Genomic DNA, 22,180 nt, shown 5'->3' with positions numbered 1-22,180 from the left:
AACCCCCACAGAAAAAGGGTCAGTCATGTCCATCCGAAGAACACTCACCGCGCTCGGCGCGGCAGCGCTTGGGCTCTCGCTCCTGCTGCCCGTGCAGAGCGCGGACGCCGCGACCTACCGAAACGGCGCGTGGTTCAGCTACGTCTCCGGTCAGCAGAACACCAACGCCACCGGCGCCGGCGTCACCATGATGCAGGCCACCCCCTACGTGGCGAGCGCACAAGGCCACTCACTGCAGGAACTGTCCGTGCAGGACGCGAACCAGCAGTCCACCATCGAGGTGGGCTGGACCGTCGACCCGCAGGTCAACGGCGACTACCTGCCGCACCTGTTCGTCTTCCACTGGGTCAACGGCCAGGTCTCGTGCTACAACGGCTGCGGCTTCGTCCCCGCCACCGGCACCGGTGTCTGGCCCGGTATGCCCGTCACCTCGGGCGTCACCGCCACCTACCAGATCGACCACGACGCCAACACCCAGGCCTGGTGGATCTACTACAACGGTCACGCCGTCGGCGACTTCCCCGACTCGCTCTGGCAGGACCCCGTCACCCAGGCCGACACGTTCACCAGCGCGCAACTCGTCAGCGCCTTCGGTGAAGTCGCCGACCCCGACCAGGTCAGCCAGAGCTGGATGGGCGACGGCTCCTGCGGCAGCCGGTCCAACTCCTCCTCCATCTCGAACTACCAGCTCTACGGGTCCAACGACCAACCGAACTTCGTGGTGCGGGCGACCGATCCCGCTGACTACAACTTCGGCAGCGCCACCGCCACTTCGTTCCAGCTCGGCGGACCCGGCGCCGGCGGCGCCTGCTAGGGCGGACGCCCCGCTGACCGGGCGTGGCTCCGGGCACCTCCCCCACCGGCCGCCCGGAGCCACGCCCCTGACCAACAGCCGGCAGCCCCGCCACCGGTGGCGTGCGTCGATCACGCACGCCACCCACTCCCCCGCCCCGCCACGTCCGCCCACCACAGCCAGAGGAAGCCTCGCTGTGCACAACACCTCCGCCGGCCCCGCCACTTCGGACCGCGAGCCCGACACGGGCGGCTTCGTCGTGATCGGGACGACCAACCTCACCCGACGTGTCTGCGCCGCTCTGCGCCAACAGCGCCGGCAGGTACACCACCTCCCGGCACCCGACGACCAGGAGCTCGGACGAGCCCTGGCCGGCAGACCGGCGGGAGTAGCCGTCCTGACACGCGACGACGTCACCGCACTCCGCTACGCCCTCGCCGTCCGGCACCTCAGCCCTGCCGCACCCGTCGTCGTCACCGTCTTCGACCGCACCATCGCGCAACAGCTCCAGGCCCTCCTGCCGCACTGCACAACCCTCTCCCCGGCCGAACTGCTGGCCCCCACTCTTGCCGGGCTCTGCGCGGCCCCCGACCTCCTGGCGCTGTCCCGGACGGGACACGCGGTGCGACGGCAGGACGGCCGCCCGACACACACGACATGGCAGAACGCCGCGACCGCGCGGTGGCGATCCCTGCTCGGGCGGCTCAGCGGACAACTGCGGCCCTACGACGCGGACACCCGCATGTTCCTCGGCGGACTCGCCGGCATCACGGCCGTGCTGGGTCTGGACTGGGCCTGGCTGTGCACGGCCTTCCACGAACCGGTCGGGACGGCGTTCGTCGAGGCCGCGCGGGTCGTCACAGCCGTCGGACCCGCCGTCACGCACCCCGGGCACACCGCCTACCAAGCGGTCTCCGGCGCCATGATGCTGGCGACACTCGGCTTCACCGCGCTGCTCACGGCCGGCCTCGTCAACCGCATGAGCGGCCCGCGCCTCGTCGGCATCCTCGGCCCGCGCGCACTACCCCGGTCCGGCCACGTCCTCGTCGTAGGACTCGGACACGTGGGCATCCGCTTGTGCCAGGCACTGCACCAACTGCACATCCCCGTGGTCGCCATCGAACGCGACCCGACCGCCGCCCACCTCCGACTGGCCCGCTCACTGGGCATACCCGTCGTACTCGCCCACGGCGAGGACCGCCACGTACTCCAGCGACTCGGACTGCACCGCGCGCGGGCGCTGGCTGCCATGGGATCGGACGAGCTGGACAACATCGCCGTGGCCGTCGCCGCGCACGGCGCGGCCCCGGGTGTCCGTGTGGTGCTGCGGGCCGGGGAGAACGAGGCCATCGCCGAAACGCGGTCACTTCTGCCACTCGGACACACCCGTGACGTCACGCGGGCGAGCGCCGCCTTCATCGTGGCCCAACTCACCGGTGGACAACCGGAATTCGTCGTGGCCGACATCGACTGCGACTACCTCGAACTGCCCGGCGAGGGCCTGGTTGCCAGCCCCGTCCCGGCCCGCGACGACTGCGACCACATCGCCGCGTGGCCACCGGAGCAGCCGGACCGGCCCAGAGCCGACGCCACCTGCTCCTGAGCCGGCCGCTACGGGTCGGCGAGGCGGTCGAGGCAGTGCACGGAAGCGTCGGTCGAGCCCGCACACCGCAGTTCGAACCAGACCGTCTTTCCCGGGTGAGCCGGACGGACGCCACAGCGATGGGACAGCTCATGGAGCAGTTGCATGCCCCGACCGGATTCGTCGTCGGCGGCCGCCTCCTTGAAACAGGGGGCTGCCGGATGGGCATCGGTGACTTCGCACCGCAGCGACCTGCCGAGGACGGTCACGGTGAGCAGGATCGGGCCGGCTCCGTAGCGCACGGCGTTGGTCACCAGTTCACTGACGAGCAGCTCGGCGGTTTCCGATTCCTCAAGGGGCTGTCCGACCAGGCAGTCGCGGGTGAATCTCCGCGCGGCGGCCACGGATGCGGGGTGGCGATCGAACCGTTGAGATCTGGTCTCATCTCGGTGCGGCTGGGGAATCGGGCGGGTGAGTTGGAGCAGGAAGCAGGCCAGGCGCCCGCGCAGGGAGGAGGGGACTTCCCGGCGGGGAGTCGTGCGGCGACGCGGTCCTCGGCGCATGGGCGGGACGAGCAGCGCCGGGGTGTTCGCGAGCGGCGGGCGCCGCAGGATCGGCGGGCCGTCCGCTTCACCGATCGTCATGACGCTGCCCCCTGTCATAAGAGGTCCCTGATGGCGGGAGAGTGCGGAAGCGATGGCAGGGGCAGCTGGACGGCACGGGATTTCAGCGTCCGGATGTCCTGGACATCTGTTTCAAGGGAACGCCGGCAGTCACTGTGAGATCAACGCGTAAGCACACCCATAAAGCGAGGAGAACGATGGGTACCGCACAGCGGTAGGCGGGTGGGGGGCGACAGGGCGACCGTCGCTCTGCCGGGCGTCCCGTTCGCGCTTCGCGCGTTAGCGTGGTGGTGACGAGGTTGCGGGGTGTGACGCGGGATGTGACGGCAGCCGCCACCCGTGGCCGTGGTGAACGGCTGGGTGCGTCATGGTGGTTGGTTTCGATCCCGGTCCCCGCCCCGCAGGCGGCGGCGGTTTCGCCTTCGTGGGCCGTCGACGGGAGTCCGGTCTCCTGCGGGGAGCCCTGGAGCATCCACCCGCAGTGGTGCTGATCGAGGGGGAAGCCGGGGTCGGCAAGTCCCGCCTGGTCAGCGAGGTGACCGCGGACCTGATCGACCGGGGCGGGCGGGTCCTGTACGGATCCTGCCACCCGCTGCGCGAACCTTTCCCCTACGGGCCGGTCATCGATGCCCTGCGCCAGGCCGGCCCCTACCTGCCGCCGGCCGCCGAGATCACCCCACTGGCCGGCGCCCTGGCGCCGCTGCTGCCGGAGCTGGCCGACCACCTGCCTCCCGCTCCCGCCGACGTGCAGGCGGCCGGGGCCGAGCGCTACCAGCTGGTACGGGCGGCGCGCGCGGTCCTGGAGGCCTGCGGCACCGCGGTCCTGGTCATCGAGGATCTGCACTGGGTGGACGAAGCCACCCGCGAGCTGCTGCTGCTCCTGGCCCGCGACCTGCCACCGCAGCTCGGCCTGGTGCTCACCTACCGGCACGAGGAGCTGCCGGTAGGTGAGCCTGTCCTCGGTGCGGCCTATCGCCGCCCGCCGGGCACCAGCGGCGCGGAGGTCCATCTGGCTCCGCTGACCGAAGCCGACATCCACAACCTGACCGCTGCCGCCCTGGGCCCGCGCGCCACTCACGCGTTGGGCAGCATCCTGTTCGAGCGCAGTGCGGGCCTGCCCTTGGTGGTCGAGGAGGACCTGATCACCTTGAGTGAGCAGGGAAGCCGGGGACACTTGAGCATCGAGGTGGTCGATCCAGCGACCGGGTTCGGCCAAGCGATGGTGCCTCGCGGACTGCGGGAGGCGGTGACCACGCGGGTGCGAGGCCTGGCCCCGCAGGCGGTGGCGATGGTGGAGGCCGCCGCGGTGCTGGCGGTGCCCGCCGACGAACTCGTGCTGACTCGGGTCGCAGATCTCGACCCCGAGCAAGGCATGGCGGCCTTGCTGGAGGTGCTGGGGGCTGCGGTACTGCGCGAGAGCCGGCCGATGCGGTACGGGTTCCGCCACACCCTCGCCCAGCAAGCCGTCTACCAGACCATTCCCGGCCCTCAGCGTCGCCGCCTGCACGAACGGGCGATCGCGGCCCTGCGCACCGTGGGCAACCCCCCGCTGGTGCAGATCGCCCATCACTTCCGCGCCCTCGGCGACCGGGAGGGCTGGCTCACGCAGGCCGAGGCGGCCGCCGCTCAGGCGCTCGCGCTTGGTGACCAGGGCACCGCCGCCGCCCTTCTGCACGCCATCCTCGCCGAACCCGGGCTGGACGAGGACGTGCGCACCCGAGTGGCCCTGGCCCTCAGCCGCACCGCCACCTACAGCGTCGAGTACACGGCGTCGGTGGCGGTCCTGCGACGAATCCTGGCCGACCCCCAGCTGCCCGCCACCACCCGCGGTGAGATCCGCGTCGGACTCGGCCTCATCCTCACCAGTCAGGCCGGCGACCCGGCAGGCATTCGGGAGCTCGAAAGGGCCATCGAGGAGCTGGACCAGCAGCGGCCTGAGACGGCTGCGCACGCGATGAGTCACATAGCCCTGTACGCGACGTTCAGAGGGCGGCCCGCCGCGGAGGCGACGGCCTGGATCGAGCACGCCGAGCGCACCGTGCAGGCCAGCACCGATGAGGCGGCCCGGGCCACGGTGCGCGCCGACAAGATCGCGGTGCTGGCCCAGCTCGGGCATCCGGAGGTGTGGGAGCTGGTCGACCGCCTGCCCCGGGAAGGCAGCGACCCGGGTGTTCTGCGGCAGACCGCCAGAGCGCTGTACAACGCGGCTGACGCCGCGCTGGATCTGGGCCACGACCGACGGGTGGGCGCCCTGCTCGAACAGAGCCGGGAGCTCGCCCACCGCACCGGTGTCCCGCATCTTGACGCCGTGTGCCGCATTCTGCGCCAGGAACTCGCCTGGTACGAGGGCACCTGGGGCGGCCTGGAGACCGCCTACGCGTCCCTGTTCGCCCAAGTCCCGGACATCCAGATGCTGGAGGTCGAGGGATCGCTGGTTCTGGGTGCGCTCGCCGAGGCCCGCGGACAGTGGAGCCAGGCTCTGAAGAGGTACACCACCGCGAGAGACGCGAGCAACTACGCGGTGTGGACCGCTGATGCCGCCGCAGGTCTGGGCCGGGTCAGGCTTGCCCAGGGTGAGCCCGAGACGGCGTGGGCGATCAGCGCCCCGGCAACGGACCGCCTGCGACGCGACGGGCCCTGGCTCAGGGCCTCAGCCCTGGTTCCGGTCGCCGTCGAGGCCGCCCTGGCCACCGGGCGGCCCGCGTCGGCCACACAGCTGACCAGGGACTTCGAGCACGCGGTCGAGGACCACGACGCGCCCGCTGCCACCGCTCACCTTCACCTCTGCCGCGGACTGCTCCTGCGCGACGACGACCCGGCCCAGGCTTGCGAGCACTTCGACCGTGCTCGCGCCACCTTCCAAGGTATCGGCCGCCCCTACCCCGCAGCCCAGGCCGCAGAGCACGCCGCGCGCACCCGGATCCCCGGCACGCCGCACCGTGCCGCGCTGGACCTGACGGAGATCGACGACGTCTACCGGCGCCTGGGTGCCACGTCCGACGCCGCCCGCTGCCAGCGCACGCTGCGCGACCTCGGCCAAGCCCGCCCCCAGGTCGGACGCCGCGGATACGGCGAGCAGCTCTCCCCCCGCGAGCAGGAAGTCGCCGACCTCCTCGCCTCGGGTGCCACCAACCGCGACATCGCCCAAGCCCTCTTCCTCTCCCCCCGTACGGCAGAACACCATGTGGCCAGCGTCCTGAAGAAGCTCGGCGTCACCAGTCGACACGCCGTCGCCGACGCCCTGACCCACGACCCGTAGCGCCCTGGAACGCCGCGGTGCGGCGGCCTCAGCGCGTCGCCACCAGGTCGCGCACGGCAGTGGGGACGCCGAACTGGTTGATCGGGCGGGGCAGACCGTAGTGCTCGCGCAACGTGGTACCGGTGTAGGCGGTGCGGAACAGGCCGCGTTCACGCAGGATCGGGACCACCCGGTCCGCGAACACCTCCAACCCGTCGGGCAGGACGGCGGGCATGATGTTGAACCCGTCCGCCGCGCCCTGCCGGAACCACTGCTCGATGGTGTCCGCCACCTGCACGGCCGTGCCGGCGAAAGTACGGTGCCCACGACCGCCGCCGAGCCGCCCGATCAGCTGACGAGCGGTCAGCCGCTCACGCCGGGCCAGCTCGACGATCAACGTGTAGCGGCTCTTGGCACCCTCGATCACATCCTCCTCGGGCAGGTCCGCAGGCAGTTGCTCGTCCAGGGCGAGCCGCTCGGGCTCGATCCCCAGCAGCCCGGCGAGCTGGCGCTGCGCGAACTCAGGCCGGATCAGGCGGTCCAGTTCCTCCTCCAACTCCTTTGCCTCGGCGGCGGTGTCCCCGATCACCGGCACGATGCCGGGCAGGATCTTCAGATGGTCAGGGTCACGACCGACCGCGGCGGCGCGGCGCTTCACGTCCGCGTAGAACGCCTGCCCCTCCTCCAGGGTCGGCTGCGCGGTGAAGACCGCCTCGGCATAGCGCGCGGCGAAGTCCTTGCCGTCCTCGCTCGACCCTGCCTGCACCAGGAGCGGGTAGCCCTGCGGCGAGCGGGGAACGTTCAGCGCGCCGTCCACCCGGAAGTACGGGCCCGCGTGGCCGATCGGGCGGACCCGGTCCGCCTCCGCGTGCACGCCGCGCTCCTTGTCGGCCACGACCGCGTCGTCCTGCCAGCTGTCCCACAGCCGGGTCGACACCTCGATGAACTCCGCCGCACGCTCGTAGCGTTCGGCGTGCGCCGGCTGTGCGTCGAGCCCGAAGTTGCGGGCGGCGACGTCGCCGGCCGTGGTGACGATGTTCCAGCCGGCCCGGCCGCCCGAGATGTGGTCCAGCGAGGCGAATCTGCGGGCGAGGTTGTAGGGCTCGTTGTAGCTGGTGGAAGCGGTGGCGATCAGGCCGATCCGGCTGGTCGCGCCGGCCAGCGCCGCCAGCAGCAGGGTCGGCTCGAGCCGGCCGCTGGGCCGCTGACCCGGGTCTCCCCAGAGCGCCGGACTGTCGGCGAGGAAGACCGAGTCGAAGGTCGCCGCTTCGGCGATCCGGGCCAGCTTCTGGTGGTACGCGAGATCGATGTGAGCCAGCGGGTCGGACTGCGGCAGGCGCCAGGACGCCTCGTGGTGACCCGTGTCGAGGATGAACAGGTTGAAGTGAAGCCGGCGGTCGGCCGTGGTCATGGTTCTGCTCCGAATCGCGTCGTTGATGGGTGGTTCCGTCAGATCGAGTGGTAGCGGCCGTCGTGGTGGACCAGCGGCCGGTGGCCGTCCGGCAGCCAGGCCTCCTCGACCCGGGCGAGGACCAGGCGGTGGTCGCCGGCGGCCACCAGCCGCTCGATGCGGATCGTGAGCAGGCCGGCCGTCCCGTCGAGGGCAGGCTCGCCACCGGCCAGCCGGTGCCAGCAGGTCGGCTCGGCGAAACGGTTGATCCCGCTGGTGGCGAACCGCCTTGCCAGTGCCTCCTGTTCAGCTCCGAGGAGGTTGATCACCGCCGTCCCGGCGTCGCGGACGTGCGGCCAGCACGACGAGGTCACCGCGATGCCGAAGGAGACCAGCGGCGGATCGAGGGAGAGCGAGCTGAGCGAGGTCGCGGTGAAGCCGACCGGACCGCGCCCGGCGTCCACCGTGACCACGACGACGCCCGCCGGATGCCGGCGAAAGGCCTGTCTGAACCGGTCGGGTGAGATTCGGGCGCTCTGTGCGGGCAGGACGTCGGTCACGGGGTGTCCACCTCGTCGGGGTCGTGCGCCACACCCAGCTCGGTCAGCAGGGCGGTGCGCAGTGCGGCGAAATCCGGGTGGTTGCGGGGCCGGGGCTCGGGCAGCCGGACCTCACGGCCGGGGCCCAGCCGCCCGTCGGTGAGGACCACGACGCGGTCGGCGAGCAGGATGGCCTCGTCGACGTCGTGGGTCACCAGCAGCACGGCGGGCCGGTGCCGGTGGCACAGCTCCCGCAGCAGGCTGTGCATCCGGATCCGGGTGAGCGCGTCCAGCGCGCCGAACGGCTCGTCCAGCAACAGCAGTTCGGGTGCACGGACGAGCGCTCGCGCGAGCGCCGCGCGCTGCGCCTCGCCGCCGGACAGGGTGACCGGCCAGGCACCGGCGCGCTGACCCAGACCGACCTCCTCCAGCGCCGCGAGCCCCCGGGCCCGAGCACCGGCGCGCGGGCCGGGCAGGCCCAGCACGACGTTGTCCAGCACCCGCTTCCAGGGCTGAAGCCTCGGGTCCTGGAAGACGACGGACCGGCGCTGTGGCACCAGCAACCGCCCCTGGTAGTCCGGGTCGAGCCCGGCCATGGCGCGCAGCAGCGTGCTCTTGCCGGAGCCGCTGCGCCCCAGCAGGGCCAGGAACTCGCCGCGGCGGATCCGCAGGTCCACTCCCGCAAGCACCTCGCGGCCCTCGAAGAACCGGTGCAGGCCCGTGGCCAGGACGGCGGTGTCGGGCGGGATGCCGGCCCCGCCGGCGGCCGCAGCGGCCCCCGCAGCAGCGGCCTCGGCAGCCGCCTCAGCGGCCGCCGCACCGCTGGCGGCGGTGGACTTGGCGATGGTGGTGGTCATGGGTCCGGCTCCCTTCAGGTGCCGTCGAATCCGCGCCGCCAACGGAGCAGGCGGCGTTCCAGCAGGCGGACCAGGGCATCGGCGCCGAGGCCCAGCAGGCCGTAGATCAGCAGACCGAGCACGATGATGTCGGTGCGGTACCAGGCCTGGGCCTGGTTCATCAGGTACCCGATGCCACTGGTGGCGTTGAGCTGCTCCGCGATGATGATCACCAGCCAGGCGCTGGTCAGGGCGAACCGCAGGCCGACCAGGAAGCCGGGGACGGCACCGGGCAGGATGACGTGGCGGATCAGGCCCGCTCGGCCTAGGCCGAGCACTCGGGCGGACTCCACCAGGCGGCTCTCCACCCCCCTGATGCCGGCGTAGGTGTTGATGTAGACGGGGAAGACGGTGGCGAAGACGACCAGCGCGACCTTGGGCTCCTCGCCGACGCCGAACCAGATGATCACCAGCGGCAGCAGTCCCAGGGCCGGCAGCGCCCGCAGGACCTGCATGGTGGAGTCGACGAGTTCCTCACCCAGTCGGAACAGCCCTGCGGCCACCGCCAGGACGACGCCGGCGGTCACCCCGAACAGCAGTCCCTCCGCGACCCGTTGCAGCGAGGCGAACAGGTTGCTCGCCAGCTCCCCGTTGCGGGTCAACTCCCAGCCCGCAGCCAGCACCTGACCGGGTGTGGCGAGGATCCGCGGGTCGATCTCGCCGAGGCTGCCGAGCAGTTGCCAGATCAGCAGGAGCAACAGCGGTCCGGCCAACCGCCGCAGCGGGCGCGGCAGCGGGATCCGCGGCCGGCGCGAACGGCTCACTGCCGCAGCGTCCACCAGGGGGGACGGCGGCGGGGACGGCAACGGGTCCACGGGCCGGCGGTCCACGACTGTCCGTGCCGGGCCACCGGGGGGTTTCTCGATGGTGCGCGCCGTGCCGGCGATCGCGTCGGTGCTCGCCATGGGCGGCATCCTTTCCTCTGCTGGTGGTCCACCCGCCCCCCGGAGTGAGACGGTGCGAGCGGGCGGGCCACCGGGCGAGCGGGGTCAGACCGCGCTGACCGCGCGGTCGGCGGTGAACGGGCGGCCGTGGACCAGTTCGGACTCCCGCCCGTCCGGGCCCACCGGCACCTCGCCGATCAGGGTGACCCGGTGCAGCGTGCGCGCCACGTCCAGGTGCGCGAGGTCGCGCGGGGCCAGGTGGGCGGTGGCCCGGTTGTCCCAGAAGGCGACGTGCCCGGCCTCCCAGCGGAAACGGACGGTGTACTCGGGCCGGGTGATCTCCGCGTAGAGCAGTTCCAGGATCCGCCGGCTCTCGGTCGCCGTTACGTCGACGATGTGGCTGGTGAAGCCGGGGTTGACGAACAGGGCCCGCTCACCGGTCTCCGGGTGCACCCGCACCACGGGGTGGACGGCGACCAGCAGGTTGCCGTCGATGCGCCTGGCGTACTCGGTGCCGCGCTCGACGGCGCGGCCGCCGCCGTAGCGGTGCTCGGCCCGCAGCGTGTCCACGAAGGCCCGGAGCGGGGCGGACAGGCCCTGGTAGGCCGCCACCAGGTTGGTCCACTGGGTGTCCCCGCCGATCTCGGGGGCGGTCTCCGCGCGCAGGATCGATCCCGCGGGCGGGTTCACCGCGGCCGTGACGTCGGTGTGCCAGCCGTCGAAGTAGCTGTACTGGCGCTTGCGGTACTCATCGATGAAGCCGGCACCGTAGCGTTCCTCGAAGCGGCGCGGGTCGACGGTGAAGATCTCCGGGTGGTCCTCCGGCGGGGTGTCGTCGTGCGGGTGGGCGTAGGTGAGCTCGCCGAACTGGCGGGCGAAGGCGATCTGCGCGGTGTGATCCAGGCTCTGGCCCCGGAAGAAGACCACCTTGTGCCGGTGCAGCGCCTCCTTGATCTGCTGCACGGCGTCGGTGGACAGCGGCCGGGACAGGTCGACGCCGTCGATGTCGGCGCCGATGTGTCCGGCGACCTGGCGCACGGAGAGGGCGGGGGTGCTCATGATGATTCCCTTCACTATGGCTGACGATACGAATGTGCTGATGCCGCAGAGGGATTGACGGAGGGTCAGTTCTGCTCGGCGGCGACCACGGCGTTGAAGGCACCCTGCACGTCGGCGGGGAACTCGCCGGAGACGTCCACGTTCTTGGGGAGCTGGCCGTTGGCCAGGAAGAGGCTCGCCTGGCGCTGCTGGGCACTGACGACCTGTCCGTCCACCGGGGCGAACCTCGTCTCCCCGGAGGCCTGCCAGATGAGCTTGCCGACGTCGGGCGTCTGCTTGTTGACCTTGACGTAGTAGGCGTCGATCCACGCGTCCGGGTGGGCGACGTTCCAGCTGTTGGCCTTGACGATCCGTCCGACGAAGTCCAGCAGCGCCGTGCGGCGCGCCGGGTCGCCCAGTGCCTTGCGGGTCGCCAACCAGAAGGTGTAGCCGGAGGAGACGTTCTGACCGTTGATCAGCGAGACCGCGCCGGAGTGCGCCCGGGTGTAGGTGATCAGGTCCTGGGGCGAGGCCGTGGCGGCGTCCACGGTGCCGGACTCCAGCACCTCGCCGATGTTCTGCAGCGGCACGTCCACCGGAGTGACGTCCTGCTGTTCGAGGTCCACCGTGGCCAGTGCCTGGATCAGGAAGCCCTGGTTGGCGGTGCCCTTGGAGTAGGCGACCTTGTGTCCCTTGAGGTCGGCGAGGCTGCGGACTCCGGAGCCGGGTCGGGCGACCAGGGTATAGCCGGGTCCCACGGTGTGGCTGGCGGCGACCACATCCACCGGGACGCCCGCGGCCGCCGCGTAGATGGCCGGGGTGTCGCCCATCACGCCGAAGTCGACCGCTCCGGCGACGAAGGCCTGGTTGACCAACGGACCGCTGTTGAACTGGTCGAAGACCACGTGGTAGCCCAGGCCCTGAAGTTGACCGGAGGTCTCCAGCAGGGTCTGCAGGTACTTGCCCTGATCGCCGACGTGCAAGGTGATCTGCCCTGATCCGGCGGCGCCCGAGGACGTATCGGCGCCTGCGCCGGTGGCGCAGGCGGCCACCAACGACAGCAGGGCGGCCAGGGCCGGCGGGCGGACGACGCTGCGGATTGCTCGGGGTCTCATGCGGCTCCTCGGGAGGGGTGCGACGGGCATGGCGATCGCTGCGGACACGGCGCGGGGCAGCGGGCCGGCAGGCGCACCAGGGCAGGGGGGCGACCCGCGGCGGGTCGGCAGCGCCGAAGCGCTCGCGCCGGTCGCGGCGGGTGGAGGCGGGTGGAGCAGGGTGGAGGCCAGTGAAACCAGGTGAAGGCGAACTGGCTTCAGCGCCCCGGTGTGGTCACGGGAAGCCGCGCCCGGGAGGTCGCCTAACAGCCCAGCCCGGCGAAGTGGTGCACGCGGAAGGCGTTCACGGGGTGCCGGTCGGCGGCTTCCCGGATCGTCGCCTTGCGCTGTGCGTCCATGCGAACAGTCTGTCGGGGCGGCTTCCGCTGGGCAACGATTTGTGACGGTCCGGAAGTAATGTCCCTCACCGCGAGCTCCCCGCGGTGCGCAGCCCGAGCGGGTCCTGGTAGACGGCGGCCAGCACCGGCGCGCCGGCCGCGACCGCCAACACGTCCTTGCCGAACGAGCTGGGGCGGACCAACTCCCCGCCCGCCCGTGGGCCGCGGGCGGCGACCTCCTCGCGCAGGACGGGGAAGAGCTCCGGAAGGTGCACGGTGACAGCCTCCGTGACCACCAGAACCTGCGGGCCCATCATGTCCAGCAGCAGGGTCACGGCGGTGGCGACCAGACGCAGCCGGGTCCGGCAGAGTTCCAGCGCTCGCGTGTCGCCGGCCCGGGCCGCGTCGAGCAGCAGCCTGAGGTCCGGGCGCGCGATGACGCCTTCGGAGACAGCCCGCACCGCGAACGCGCGATCGGAGACCGTGGCCTGGAGGCACCCCACCGCACCGCACGGGCAGCGCAACTCGGACCCCGGCACCGGCAGGTGGGCGATGCCGCCGGCCCCGTTGCGACGACCGCGCAGCAGCGTGGCGCCCGCCACGATGGCCGCGTCGACGACGTTGCCCACGAAGAGGTGGACCAGGTCGTCGCTGCGCGCGGCCCCGAACAGCACCTCGGCGCGAGCCAGGGCTCGGGCGTGGCTCTCCACGTGCACCGGCAGCCGGGTGGCCTGCTGCAACGCCCGGCGCAGCGGGACGTCCCGCCACCCGAGGGCGGTGTTCTCCACCACGGTCCCCAGGTCCGGGTCGACCCAGCCGCCGGTGACCGCGCCCAGGCCGAGCACCGAGCGCCCGCCGACGTGCCGGCGCAGGAAGTCGGGCAGCCGACCGGCGATGGCCCGCAGGTCCTGGAGCCCGTCGGAGGACGGGCCGCACGAGGTGCTGCGAGCGACCTGCTCCTGTGCGACCACCCGCCCGCGCAGGTCGGTGAGGGAGAAGGTCAGGTGGCGAACCGCGATGTGGACCCCGGCGGCGAGATGCTGTCCGGTGTCGATGTCCAGCGGGATCCGCGGGCGGCCGGGCCGGGGCGCGGCCTTCGGCAGCGGCGGCTCGCGGACCAGGCCCAGCGCGAGCAGGTCGGTGGTGTGCCGGGAGACCGCGGCCGGACTGAGCCCGGTCGCCCGGCTGATCTCGGCGCGGGCCACCGGCCCGTGGTCCAAGGCCACTTTGAGCACGGCGGTCGCTCCGTCGGGCTTGTCGGCGGCAGGGGGCGGCGTGGGCTCGGCGACGAGCGCGAGAGGCATCGGAGGTCCTCGCTCCAGGGAACCCCGGGGCGGAGCCGGGGACGGTTCAGTGGCGTCGGTGACGGCGGCCCACTGTGGGGCTACCGGCGGCGAGGACAGGTCGCGGAGGTCATGCGCAGATCGTGGCAAGGCGACGCCACTCGGTCAATGGCTGGACGTTACAGACGCATGGCAGTCCTGCGAAGCCAGGTCGGCGGCGCCGCGGCGCGGTGCGCGGCAGTGGGCGCTCGACTCCTGCCTTCCGTGGCGCCTGGCCGGCAACGTGATGAGAATCCGCGACTTCGGTTCTGCCCGTGGTTCCGTGAAGACGCCGATCAGCCGCCGCTGTGCCGCGCGGACTTGAGGCTCTACCCCAGCCCGGTCACGCGGTGCTCCGCGGGACCGGGCCTCCTTCGGGATCAGTGAGCGCTGCTGGAGATGCTGGCTGGAGCGCATGTCTTGGGGGTGGCGTCATGGTGTCCGGCGAGCCAGAGCCCGCCGAGGAGACCTGCGATCGCGAGGACCCTGTGCCGGTTCTGCTTCCACCACGACGGTGACCCGGCCGCCATGAACCGCAGTTGCGTGAAGTCCGGATGCTCGCTGGGCGGCGTGTCCTTGAACAGCCCCATGGACGGTGAACCTCCTTTCGCCATCGGGAGGTTCACGACCATACGCGGCGTTCCGCCATGATCGCCGGGATTAAACACCGAGCCAGCGCCCCGACGAGCCGGCGCGGGCCCCAGGGTGCGTGTCGGGGTCCGCGCCGGCGATGTGACGTACTGTCAGGCTACGGGTTGACGGTGATGGCGAACGTGGACGTGGTGTTCTGGATGTTCACGTCGTCGTTGTTCTCCACCAGGTGGTTGAAGGTGACCGAACCGACCGCCGGGCCCTGGCCCGGCTCGGGCAGCGGGTTGGCCCAGATGCCGAAGCCGGACTTCCCGGTGCCGTAGGCGTCGTTGTACGCGTGCGCTCCGGTGATGGTGGTGTTGGTGAAGACGGTGTCCGTCACCGGGTTGAGGGCGGTGCCGCCGGAGTAGTCGGTCTGGAACATGATGCCGCTGTAGGTGGGGTCGGTGATGGTCGCGTCGCTGACCCTGATGCCCTGGAACGGCTGGGTGGCCGAGAAGGCCCAGATCGCGCCGAACACCTGGCTGCCCCAGAAGTGGCCGCCGTCCCGGGCCAGGGTGAAGTTGCGGATGACGGTCTGCGGGGTGGACTCGAAGCCCTCGAAGGCGTAGCCGAAGTTCAGCGAGGAGATGGTCAGACCCGAGTAGCAGAGCGTGTCGGAGACGGTGAAGTTCTGCACGGTGTTGCCGCCGCCGCCGTAGACCGCCACGCCGGCCGCCCGCCACGGGGTCATCGCGGTGACGTTCTGGATGGTGTTGTTCTCCTCCTTGGCGCCCGCGTTCTGGTCCTGTGCGGCGAACAGCGCGAAGCTGTCGTCACCGGTGCTGCGGGCCTCGTCGTTGGAGATCAGGTTGCCCTGGCTGCCGTTGGTGAGGTTGATCCCGTCGGCCATGGTGTCGCGGATGCGCATGTTCGTGAACGTGGAGTTCTGCACGTTCGACGAACCCCAGACACCGACCACGTTGTGCTCGATCCACACGTTGTCGATGGTGATGTTGGACTGGTTGCGCAGGTCCCAGGTGTGGCCGGGTCCGTCCTGGCGGGTGTTGTAGTTGCCGAACCAGGCGAAGCCGGTGAAGGTCGAGCCGGAGGCGCCGCTCTGCAGGTCCCAGCCGGTGTCGGTGTCGGTCTGGTTCTGCGGCGCGACGAACTGGGCGTACCAGACGCCGGCGCCGACCACCTTGACCGCCTTGCCGTAGACCAGCAGGCGGCCGGAGACCGGGTACTGGCCGGCCGGGAGGTAGACCCCGGTCCAGGTGCCGGTGGTGTCCATCCGCACCTTGTCCAGCGCGGCCTGCACGTCCTGCTGGGTGAAGCCGCCCGGGACGACCAGGTGGGCCGGGTCCGGGTTGGCCACCTGGGTGGCCTGCTCCAGGTTCATGAAGTCGATCGCGTACTGCGAGGTGTTGGCGGCGTCCTTCTTCAGGGTGAAGACGGTGCCCTGCGGGTACGACTGGTTCAGCAGGAAGCTGGACTCGTCGTAGATGTGCCGGGGCCCGCCGGCGCTGGGGCTCTTGCCGGGGCTGGTCTCCGCGCCGTACAGCCAGGCGTAGTGCGAGCTCAGGTTGAGCGGCTGCACCAACTGCCCGTTGGCGTACAGGTCCAGGGTGGCGTTGATGCCACCACCGCCCGCCGCGTCCGGGATCGAGTAGCGCAGCACGAAGGTGTTGCTGGCCTCCCGCGAGGTCCAACTGACCGAGTCACCCGAGTTGTTCAGGGTCACGGCCATGCGCTGGGTGGCCTCGCCGGCGATGTCGCCGATCGTGCGGTTGGGGCCCACGACGCCGGCCGAGCCGCCGAGCGTGCCGTCGGTGGACTTGTAGGAGTCGTAGGGCATGTTGGCGCCCTGGCCGACGAACACCGCGGTGTCGCTGGTCAGGTGCGGCTGCTTGACCGGCAGCTCGTTGGGGTCGGCGGCGAGCACCAGGTGCGCGGTGAACTTGCCGTTGACCGCCGTCCAGGAGCCGAGGCCGACCGGGGCCGCGGTGGCGCCGGCCGCGATCGCCCCGCTGACCGAGCCGGTGAGCGTGCTGACCGTCGCACCGGAGGAGTCGAGCAGCGTCAGCGTGATGCCGTGGCTGGCCGCGGTGGTGGCGATGGTGCCCTGGTTCTTCACCGTGACGGTGAAGTTGACGGAGTTGCCGGCCGCCGGGGTGCTCGGGGTCCAGTTGAGGGTGCCGACCAGGTCGGCGGACTGCACCGGGGCGACCTGCAGGCTGGTCGGGTTGGTGTAGCTCTGGTCGGCGGTCAGGTTGATGTTCTTCTTCGACTCGTCGACCTTGGTGGTGAGTTGGTAGCTGCCGGCGGTCTGGGTGCCGATCGTGGCGGAGACCGTCTGGGTGGCCCCGGGGGCCAGCGCGCCGACGGTGGTGGAGCCGACCTTGGTGGTGCCCAGGTAGAAGTTGACGTCGGTGGCGACCGAGGCCGCGGTACCGCCGTTCTTCACCACGGCCGAGGTGGTGATCGAGTCGGTCTCCACCGGGGAGGCCGGGCTCCAGGAACTGGAGGTGACGGTCAGGTCGGGGTTGGGCGCCGGAGTGCCGTAGACCTCGAACTCGGCGGCCTGGCCGCCGGGCGCACCGCTGTTGCTGGTGATGGAGAGTTCGACGTCGGCCACCCGGCCGGCCACCGGGATGGTGACGGTGTTCTGGTTGGCGCTCGGGTCGAAGGAGTAGGACTGGGCCGCGACCAGGGTGGTGAAGGACGAGGAACTCTGCTCACGGCCGAGCACCGCGATGGTCTGGGTCCGCGCCGACCAGACCGAAGCCGGGTTCAGCTTGACCTTGATCGAGCTGAGGTCGGCGTTGGCGCCCAGGTGGACGGTCAACTGCGAGGGGTAGGAGGAGCCTTCGAAGTAGGTGGTGGTGTCCCCGTCGTTCGCGTTGACCGGCGCGTAGACGTAGGTGTAGGCGGTGCCGTCGATCGGCTTGTGCAGCGCCAGGTTGGTCGCGGAGCCGCCCGAGCCGGTGCGGGTGACAGTGTTGGACTGCGTGGACTCCAGGCCCGCCGCGTTGGTCGCGGTCACGTAGTAGGAGACCGTCAGGTTGTCCGCGACCGAGTCGGTGTAGCTCAGCGTGCTGCCGCTGACCGAGGCGGTCTTGGTGTTGTTGCGGTAGACGTTGTAGCCGGTCACCCCGACCGCGTCGGAGGAGGCCGACCAGGTCAGCGCGACCTGGCCGGAGGCCGGCTGGGTGTAGGCGAGGTTGCTCGGCGCGGTCGGCGCGGTGGCCTGCGAGCCGGTGCGGGTGACGCTGTTGCTGTTGGCCGACTGGTTGCCCGCCGCGTCCTTGGCCCGGACGAAGTAGGTCACGGTGGCGGTGGTGGCCGGGTTGTCGGTGTAACTGGTCGCACTTGCCGGCACCGAGGTGAGCAGCGCGTTGTTGGCGTAGATGTCGTAGCCGGCCACGCCCGTGCTGGTGGAGGCGGTCCACGTCAGGGTGACCGCGCCGCTGGAGCTCTGGGTGTAGGCGAGGTTGGTGGGCGCCGCCGGCGGCTGGGCGCCACCGGTCGGGCCGTAGACCTCGAACTCGGAGACCTGGGCGGCCGGCCAGCCGGTGTTGGCGGTGACGTTCAGCCGGACGTAACGGGTGGTGGCCTGGCCGAAGTTGATGGTGACGGTGTTCCCGGTGGCCGGATCGAAGGTGTAGCCGGCCGAGGCCACCAGGTCGGTGAACGCGCTGCCGTCGGTGCTGCCCTGAACGGCCAGAGTCTGGGTGCGGGCGTTCCACGCGGTGGACGGCGGCAGCTTGAGCACCACCTGGTTCACCGCGACCGAGGCGCCGAGGTCGACCTGCAGCCACTGCGGGAAGGCGTTGTTGGCGGACTCCCAGTAGCTGTTCGCGTCACCGTCGTTGGCGTTGGACGCGACGTAGTTCTGGGTGTGGCTGGACTCGCTCATGGTCTTGCCCAGCGCCAGGTTGCTGCCGGCCGCGCTGGCACGGTCCGGCTGGAGCAGCGGCAGCAGCGCCAGCAGCAGGGCGAGCAGAGCCATCGAGGCTGCGCGGCCTCTCGCTGTCGAACGTGTGGTGGACGACATGGTCTCCCTCACGGGTGGGGGGTGGGAGCTGAGCGGTGAGGCGGCCAGGGGCGACCGGCCGACGGGGCAGACACCCCTAGTCCGTGCGGAGCGTATGGTTTCCGACCAGCTGTCGCAAGACATCTAACAAAGACTGCAAGATCCCTTCCTTGCTACGAAATCTCTTGGCCCCGCGTCGGGCCCGGGGTGGGGCTACGGCCAGGGAGTGGGGGCGGCCGGGGGTACGACGGGCGGGCGGTCGTTGCAGGTGATGGTGTTGGGCAGTTCCCACGGGGCGAGCCAGGGCCCGGTCGTGCCGCCGCGGAATGGTGACGTGCCAGATCCTGCGCAGCACGCCCGCGCCGTCCAGTTCGGCGGCCTCGTACAGCTCGCCGCACCCCGCCATCGCAGAGTTTTGCGTTTGAGTCGTGTATTTGCAGAGCCGCATCGACCTATTGCTCATGAGTATCCGTCAGGTTACGTTCCTCCCAGCACGCTGAGTGCCGCCCGAGTGTGCCCGACCAGGGAGGACCCTCGATGAGACGCACACCGCACCTCGCCGCACGCCGCTGGATGAGTGCGGCCGTCGCGGCGGTGCTCACCGGCTGCACGCTTGCCGCGTTCGCCACAACGCCGACCGCGGCGGCCGCCGGCGTTGGGGCAACGGCGCCGACCGCAGCGGCCGCCGGCGTCGGGGCGACGGTGCCGTTCACCAGCTTCGAGGGCGAGGCCGGCACGCTCGCCGGGGGTGCCAGCGTCGTGTCGTTGACCTCGGCGCCGACCACGCAGTACTCGAGCGCGGCCGTGGAGGCCTCCGGCCACGCGTACGTCCAGCTCACCGGCACCGGGCAGAGCGTCCAGTGGACGAACACCACCGGCGCGCCGATCAGCGCGGTCAACCTCCGCGTGAGCATCCCGGACTCCCCGACCGGCGGTGGCAGCACCGCGACGCTCGACCTCTACGTCGACGGCACGTTCCGGCAGGCGCTGAACCTCAACTCGAAGCAGAGCTGGTTCTACGAGAACAGCGGCAACTACAACGGCAGCAGCCAGAATCCGGCCGACGGCAACCCGCGGCAGTACTTCGACGAGTCCCACACCTTCCTCACCGGCGCACCGATCGCCCCCGGCAGCACCCTGACGTTGCAGAAGGACGCCGCGAACACGGCCGCGTTCTACTACATCGACGTCATCGACGTGGAGAACCCGCCGCCGCCGCTGGCACAACCGGCCAACTCGATCTCCATCACCAGCTGCGGCGCGGTGGCGGACAACACCCCGACGAACGGTTCCGCCGACAGCGGTGCCGTCGACAGCACCGCGGCCATCCAGAACTGCATCAACCAGGCCCAGTCACAGAACAAGGTCCTCTGGATCCCCGCCGGCACCTTCTACCTGAAGGGCACGACGGGTCTGCGCGCCCAGGGCATCACCATCGCCGGCGCGGGCCCGTGGTACAGCACGATCTACCGGGACGTCCCGCTGCCCAACAACGTCGCTCTGGCAGCACTCTTCGAGCTGACCTCGTGCACCGTCCAGGACTTCCACCTGGACTCCGACGCCACCAGTCGGGCCACGGTCGACGGCGGCGGCGGAGCGATGGACACCTCCGGCACCAACTGGGTCGCCAACGACATCTGGAGCCAGCACACCGAGTCCGGCTTCTGGGCGTCGGGCACCGGCGGCACGGTCGAGAACAGCCGCCTCACCGCGATCTGGGCCGACGGCATCAACCTCAACAACGTGTCGCTGAACAACTCCGTCGGCAACAACCTGACCGCGACGAACAACTTCGTCCGAAGCACCGGTGACGACGGAATGGCCATCAACTCGGTCAACTACAACACCGACTCAAGCGGTGACAAGACCTACTACACACCCATGTCGCACATCACGATGACGCACAACACCGTCATCGCGCCGTGGGGCGGCAAGGGCATCGGCATCTACGGCGGAAGCAACCAGGACGTCGAGTTCAACTACATCGCCGACACCGCCCGCTACATCGGCCTGGGCGCCGGGCGCTTCGGCGTCAACGGCAACGACCTGCTCACCGCCACGGTCAACGGCAACGTCATCGTCCGATCCGGCGGCAACGGCTACGGCCAGGGCCAGCCGGCCCTACAGATCGGCAACGGCGGCGACGGTCAGAACGTCGGTGTCGTCGACCACGTCACCGCCACCAACAACACGGTCGTCAACGCGCTGTACGACGGCGTCGGCTTCTCCACGTCCACGAACACGCTCCTGCAGAACAACACCGTCACCTCGCCCTGGCGCAACGGCATCGTGATCGCACCGCCGTTCTACCCCGCGCCCACCGGATCGGCCGCCATCACCGGCAACACCGTCACCGGCCTGGGCTCGGGGATGTCGCCGTTCCTCAGCAACTCCAGCGGTTTCACCGCGACAGCGAGCGGCAACAGCTGGCAGGGTGGCAGCCCGGAGGGACCGTACGGCGGCAGCGCCGCCGCCGTCCCCGGCCTCGTCCAGGCGGAGAACTACGACACCGGCGGCCAAGGCGTCGGCTACAACGCCACGTCCGTCAACGGCAACGCCAACAGCTACCGGGCCGACGGCGTCGACCTGGAGACGACCTCGGACACCGGCGGCGGCTACGACGTCGGCTGGACCACGAGCGGCCAGTGGTTCCGCTACACCGTCGACGTCGCCACCGCCGGGACGTACACGGTCAGCCTGCGGGTCGCCGCTCCCGCCGCCGTGACCGACGCCCTGCACCTGTCCGACGCGTCGGGAACCAACCTCAGCGGCAACGTCGACATCCCCGCCACCGGCGGCTGGCAGACCTGGACCACCGTCACCACCCAGGTGGCGCTGCCCGCCGGACAACAGGTGCTGACCCTCAACCAGGACAACGGCGGCTGGAACGTCAACAGCCTGCAGTTCGCGGCCATCGGTGGCGGGGGAACCGGCACGCTGACGACGAGGCCGTCCTCGCTGACCTTCGGCAGCCAGGCCGTGGCCACCACCAGCGCCTCGCAGGCGGTGACGGTGACCAACACCGGGACGGCAGCCGCATCGGTCTCCTCGGTCACCGCGTCCGGTGACTTCAGCCAGACGAACACCTGCGGCAGCTCGATCGCCGTGAACGCCTCCTGCACGGTCGACGTCAGCTTCACGCCCAGCGCCTCGGGCACCCGGAGCGGCTCCCTGACGATCATCGGCAACGCGTCGAACACCCCGACCACCGTGACGCTGTCCGGCACCGGAACCACCAGCACCAATCTCGCCGCGAGCAGGCCGACCTCCGAGTCCTCGCACACGGACGTGTATCCGTCGTCGAACGTGACCGACGGCAACCAGAACTCGTACTGGGAGAGCGCGAACAACCTGCTCCCGCAGTGGGTCCAGGTCGATCTGGGCTCGGCCCAGTCGGTGAGCCGGGTGGTGCTCCAACTGCCCGCCACCTGGGGCGCGCGCGACGAGACGCTGTCCCTGCTCGGCTCGACGGACGGGGTGACCTTCAACACCGTGAAGGCGTCGGCCGCCTACACGTTCACCCCGTCGGCCAACAACACCGTCACGATCACCTTCCCCGCCACCTCGCAGCAGTACTGGCGGGCCACCATCACCGCGAACACCGGTTGGCCCGCCGGCCAGATCTCCGAGTTCCAGATCTGGAACCAGTAGCACGGTCCGGACCAGCACGGCACCGCAGAGCCCAAGCGGAAGCCGTGGTCTCGCAGTTGGCGGCGAAGCTGGTGGTGACCGCCGGCCTTGCCACCGCCGCTGTCGCCAGCTCGACGGTAGCCGCCGACGCAGCCACACCGACGAACCTGGCGGCCGTGACACCGCCGCCCGTGACGCCGAACGGGA

14 protein-coding genes are annotated in these 22,180 nt (G+C 70.8%); 4 read left to right on the top strand and 10 right to left on the bottom strand.

Annotation, left to right across the window (positions count from 1 at the left end):
• Window positions 1–25 precede the first annotated feature (25 nt).
• Window positions 26–814, top strand: coding sequence for a neprosin family prolyl endopeptidase (locus P3T41_RS33330; protein WP_280694355.1), 789 nt, complete (start codon window positions 26–28; stop codon window positions 812–814).
• 175 nt (window positions 815–989) lie between these two features.
• Window positions 990–2,396 carry an NAD-binding protein gene (locus P3T41_RS33325; protein ID WP_280694354.1) on the top strand — a complete coding sequence of 469 codons (1,407 nt, stop codon included), beginning with the start codon at window positions 990–992 and terminating at the stop codon, window positions 2,394–2,396.
• Window positions 2,397–2,404: 8 nt separating this feature from the next.
• On the opposite strand, the gene P3T41_RS33320 is transcribed toward P3T41_RS33325, so the two are convergent.
• Complete coding sequence (locus P3T41_RS33320; RefSeq protein WP_280694353.1) at window positions 2,405–2,779, bottom strand: ATP-binding protein; 375 nt, start codon at window positions 2,777–2,779, stop codon at window positions 2,405–2,407.
• Window positions 2,780–3,365: 586 nt separating this feature from the next.
• Here P3T41_RS33320 and P3T41_RS33315 point away from each other — a divergent pair.
• On the top strand, window positions 3,366–6,257 hold the full coding sequence (locus tag P3T41_RS33315) for a LuxR family transcriptional regulator (protein ID WP_280694352.1): 2,892 nt from the start codon (window positions 3,366–3,368) through the stop codon (window positions 6,255–6,257).
• Window positions 6,258–6,285: 28 nt separating this feature from the next.
• On the opposite strand, the gene P3T41_RS33310 is transcribed toward P3T41_RS33315, so the two are convergent.
• From P3T41_RS33310 to P3T41_RS33270, 9 genes are all read right to left on the bottom strand, one after another.
• Window positions 6,286–7,647, bottom strand: coding sequence for an LLM class flavin-dependent oxidoreductase (locus P3T41_RS33310; RefSeq protein ID WP_280694351.1), 1,362 nt, complete (start codon window positions 7,645–7,647; stop codon window positions 6,286–6,288).
• 38 nt (window positions 7,648–7,685) lie between these two features.
• The gene (locus P3T41_RS33305; RefSeq protein WP_280694350.1) at window positions 7,686–8,186 is read right to left on the bottom strand and encodes a flavin reductase family protein; all 501 of its coding nucleotides are present in this window, start codon (window positions 8,184–8,186) and stop codon (window positions 7,686–7,688) included.
• Window positions 8,183–9,022 (bottom strand): ABC transporter ATP-binding protein, encoded by an 840-nt coding sequence (locus P3T41_RS33300; RefSeq protein ID WP_280694349.1) that lies wholly within the window; start codon window positions 9,020–9,022, stop codon window positions 8,183–8,185. Before P3T41_RS33300 ends, P3T41_RS33305 begins: the two co-directional genes overlap by 4 nt.
• Before the next feature lie 14 nt (window positions 9,023–9,036).
• Window positions 9,037–9,966: an ABC transporter permease gene (locus tag P3T41_RS33295; RefSeq protein ID WP_280694348.1), complete on the bottom strand. Its 930-nt coding sequence runs from the start codon at window positions 9,964–9,966 to the stop codon at window positions 9,037–9,039.
• A gap of 84 nt (window positions 9,967–10,050) precedes the next feature.
• On the bottom strand, window positions 10,051–11,004 hold the full coding sequence (locus P3T41_RS33290) for a TauD/TfdA family dioxygenase (RefSeq protein WP_280694347.1): 954 nt from the start codon (window positions 11,002–11,004) through the stop codon (window positions 10,051–10,053).
• 65 nt (window positions 11,005–11,069) lie between these two features.
• Window positions 11,070–12,098 (bottom strand): ABC transporter substrate-binding protein, encoded by a 1,029-nt coding sequence (locus P3T41_RS33285; protein ID WP_280694345.1) that lies wholly within the window; start codon window positions 12,096–12,098, stop codon window positions 11,070–11,072.
• A 403-nt stretch (window positions 12,099–12,501) separates the two neighbouring features.
• Window positions 12,502–13,719: an ROK family protein gene (locus P3T41_RS33280; protein WP_280694344.1), complete on the bottom strand. Its 1,218-nt coding sequence runs from the start codon at window positions 13,717–13,719 to the stop codon at window positions 12,502–12,504.
• A gap of 398 nt (window positions 13,720–14,117) precedes the next feature.
• Window positions 14,118–14,327, bottom strand: a complete 210-nt coding sequence (locus tag P3T41_RS33275; protein WP_280694343.1) for a hypothetical protein — start codon at window positions 14,325–14,327, stop codon at window positions 14,118–14,120.
• Window positions 14,328–14,485: 158 nt separating this feature from the next.
• Window positions 14,486–18,319 (bottom strand): discoidin domain-containing protein, encoded by a 3,834-nt coding sequence (locus tag P3T41_RS33270; protein ID WP_280694342.1) that lies wholly within the window; start codon window positions 18,317–18,319, stop codon window positions 14,486–14,488.
• 561 nt (window positions 18,320–18,880) lie between these two features.
• Between P3T41_RS33270 and P3T41_RS33265 the strand changes: the two genes are divergently transcribed.
• The gene (locus P3T41_RS33265) at window positions 18,881–21,994 is read left to right on the top strand and encodes a carbohydrate-binding protein (RefSeq protein WP_280694341.1); all 3,114 of its coding nucleotides are present in this window, start codon (window positions 18,881–18,883) and stop codon (window positions 21,992–21,994) included.
• Window positions 21,995–22,180 lie beyond the last annotated feature (186 nt).

Source organism: Kitasatospora sp. GAS204B (assembly GCF_029892155.1).
GTDB lineage: Bacteria > Actinomycetota > Actinomycetes > Streptomycetales > Streptomycetaceae > Kitasatospora.
This window is presented reverse-complemented; position numbering and strand designations above follow the sequence as displayed.

What these genes read in the sequence shown, in the direction of transcription:
- P3T41_RS33315 (WP_280694352.1), top strand. Translation starts at nt 3,366, where the DNA reads ATGGTGGTTGGTTTCGATCCCGGTCCCCGCCCCGCAGGCGGCGGCGGT.
- P3T41_RS33270 (WP_280694342.1), bottom strand. Translation starts at nt 18,319, where the DNA reads ATGGCTCTGCTCGCCCTGCTGCTGGCGCTGCTGCCGCTGCTCCAGCCG.
- P3T41_RS33310 (WP_280694351.1), bottom strand. Translation starts at nt 7,647, where the DNA reads ATGACCACGGCCGACCGCCGGCTTCACTTCAACCTGTTCATCCTCGAC.
- P3T41_RS33265 (WP_280694341.1), top strand. Translation starts at nt 18,881, where the DNA reads ATGAGACGCACACCGCACCTCGCCGCACGCCGCTGGATGAGTGCGGCC.
- P3T41_RS33285 (WP_280694345.1), bottom strand. Translation starts at nt 12,098, where the DNA reads ATGAGACCCCGAGCAATCCGCAGCGTCGTCCGCCCGCCGGCCCTGGCC.
- P3T41_RS33275 (WP_280694343.1), bottom strand. Translation starts at nt 14,327, where the DNA reads ATGGGGCTGTTCAAGGACACGCCGCCCAGCGAGCATCCGGACTTCACG.
- P3T41_RS33290 (WP_280694347.1), bottom strand. Translation starts at nt 11,004, where the DNA reads ATGAGCACCCCCGCCCTCTCCGTGCGCCAGGTCGCCGGACACATCGGC.
- P3T41_RS33280 (WP_280694344.1), bottom strand. Translation starts at nt 13,719, where the DNA reads ATGCCTCTCGCGCTCGTCGCCGAGCCCACGCCGCCCCCTGCCGCCGAC.
- P3T41_RS33295 (WP_280694348.1), bottom strand. Translation starts at nt 9,966, where the DNA reads ATGGCGAGCACCGACGCGATCGCCGGCACGGCGCGCACCATCGAGAAA.
- P3T41_RS33300 (WP_280694349.1), bottom strand. Translation starts at nt 9,022, where the DNA reads ATGACCACCACCATCGCCAAGTCCACCGCCGCCAGCGGTGCGGCGGCC.
- P3T41_RS33330 (WP_280694355.1), top strand. Translation starts at nt 26, where the DNA reads ATGTCCATCCGAAGAACACTCACCGCGCTCGGCGCGGCAGCGCTTGGG.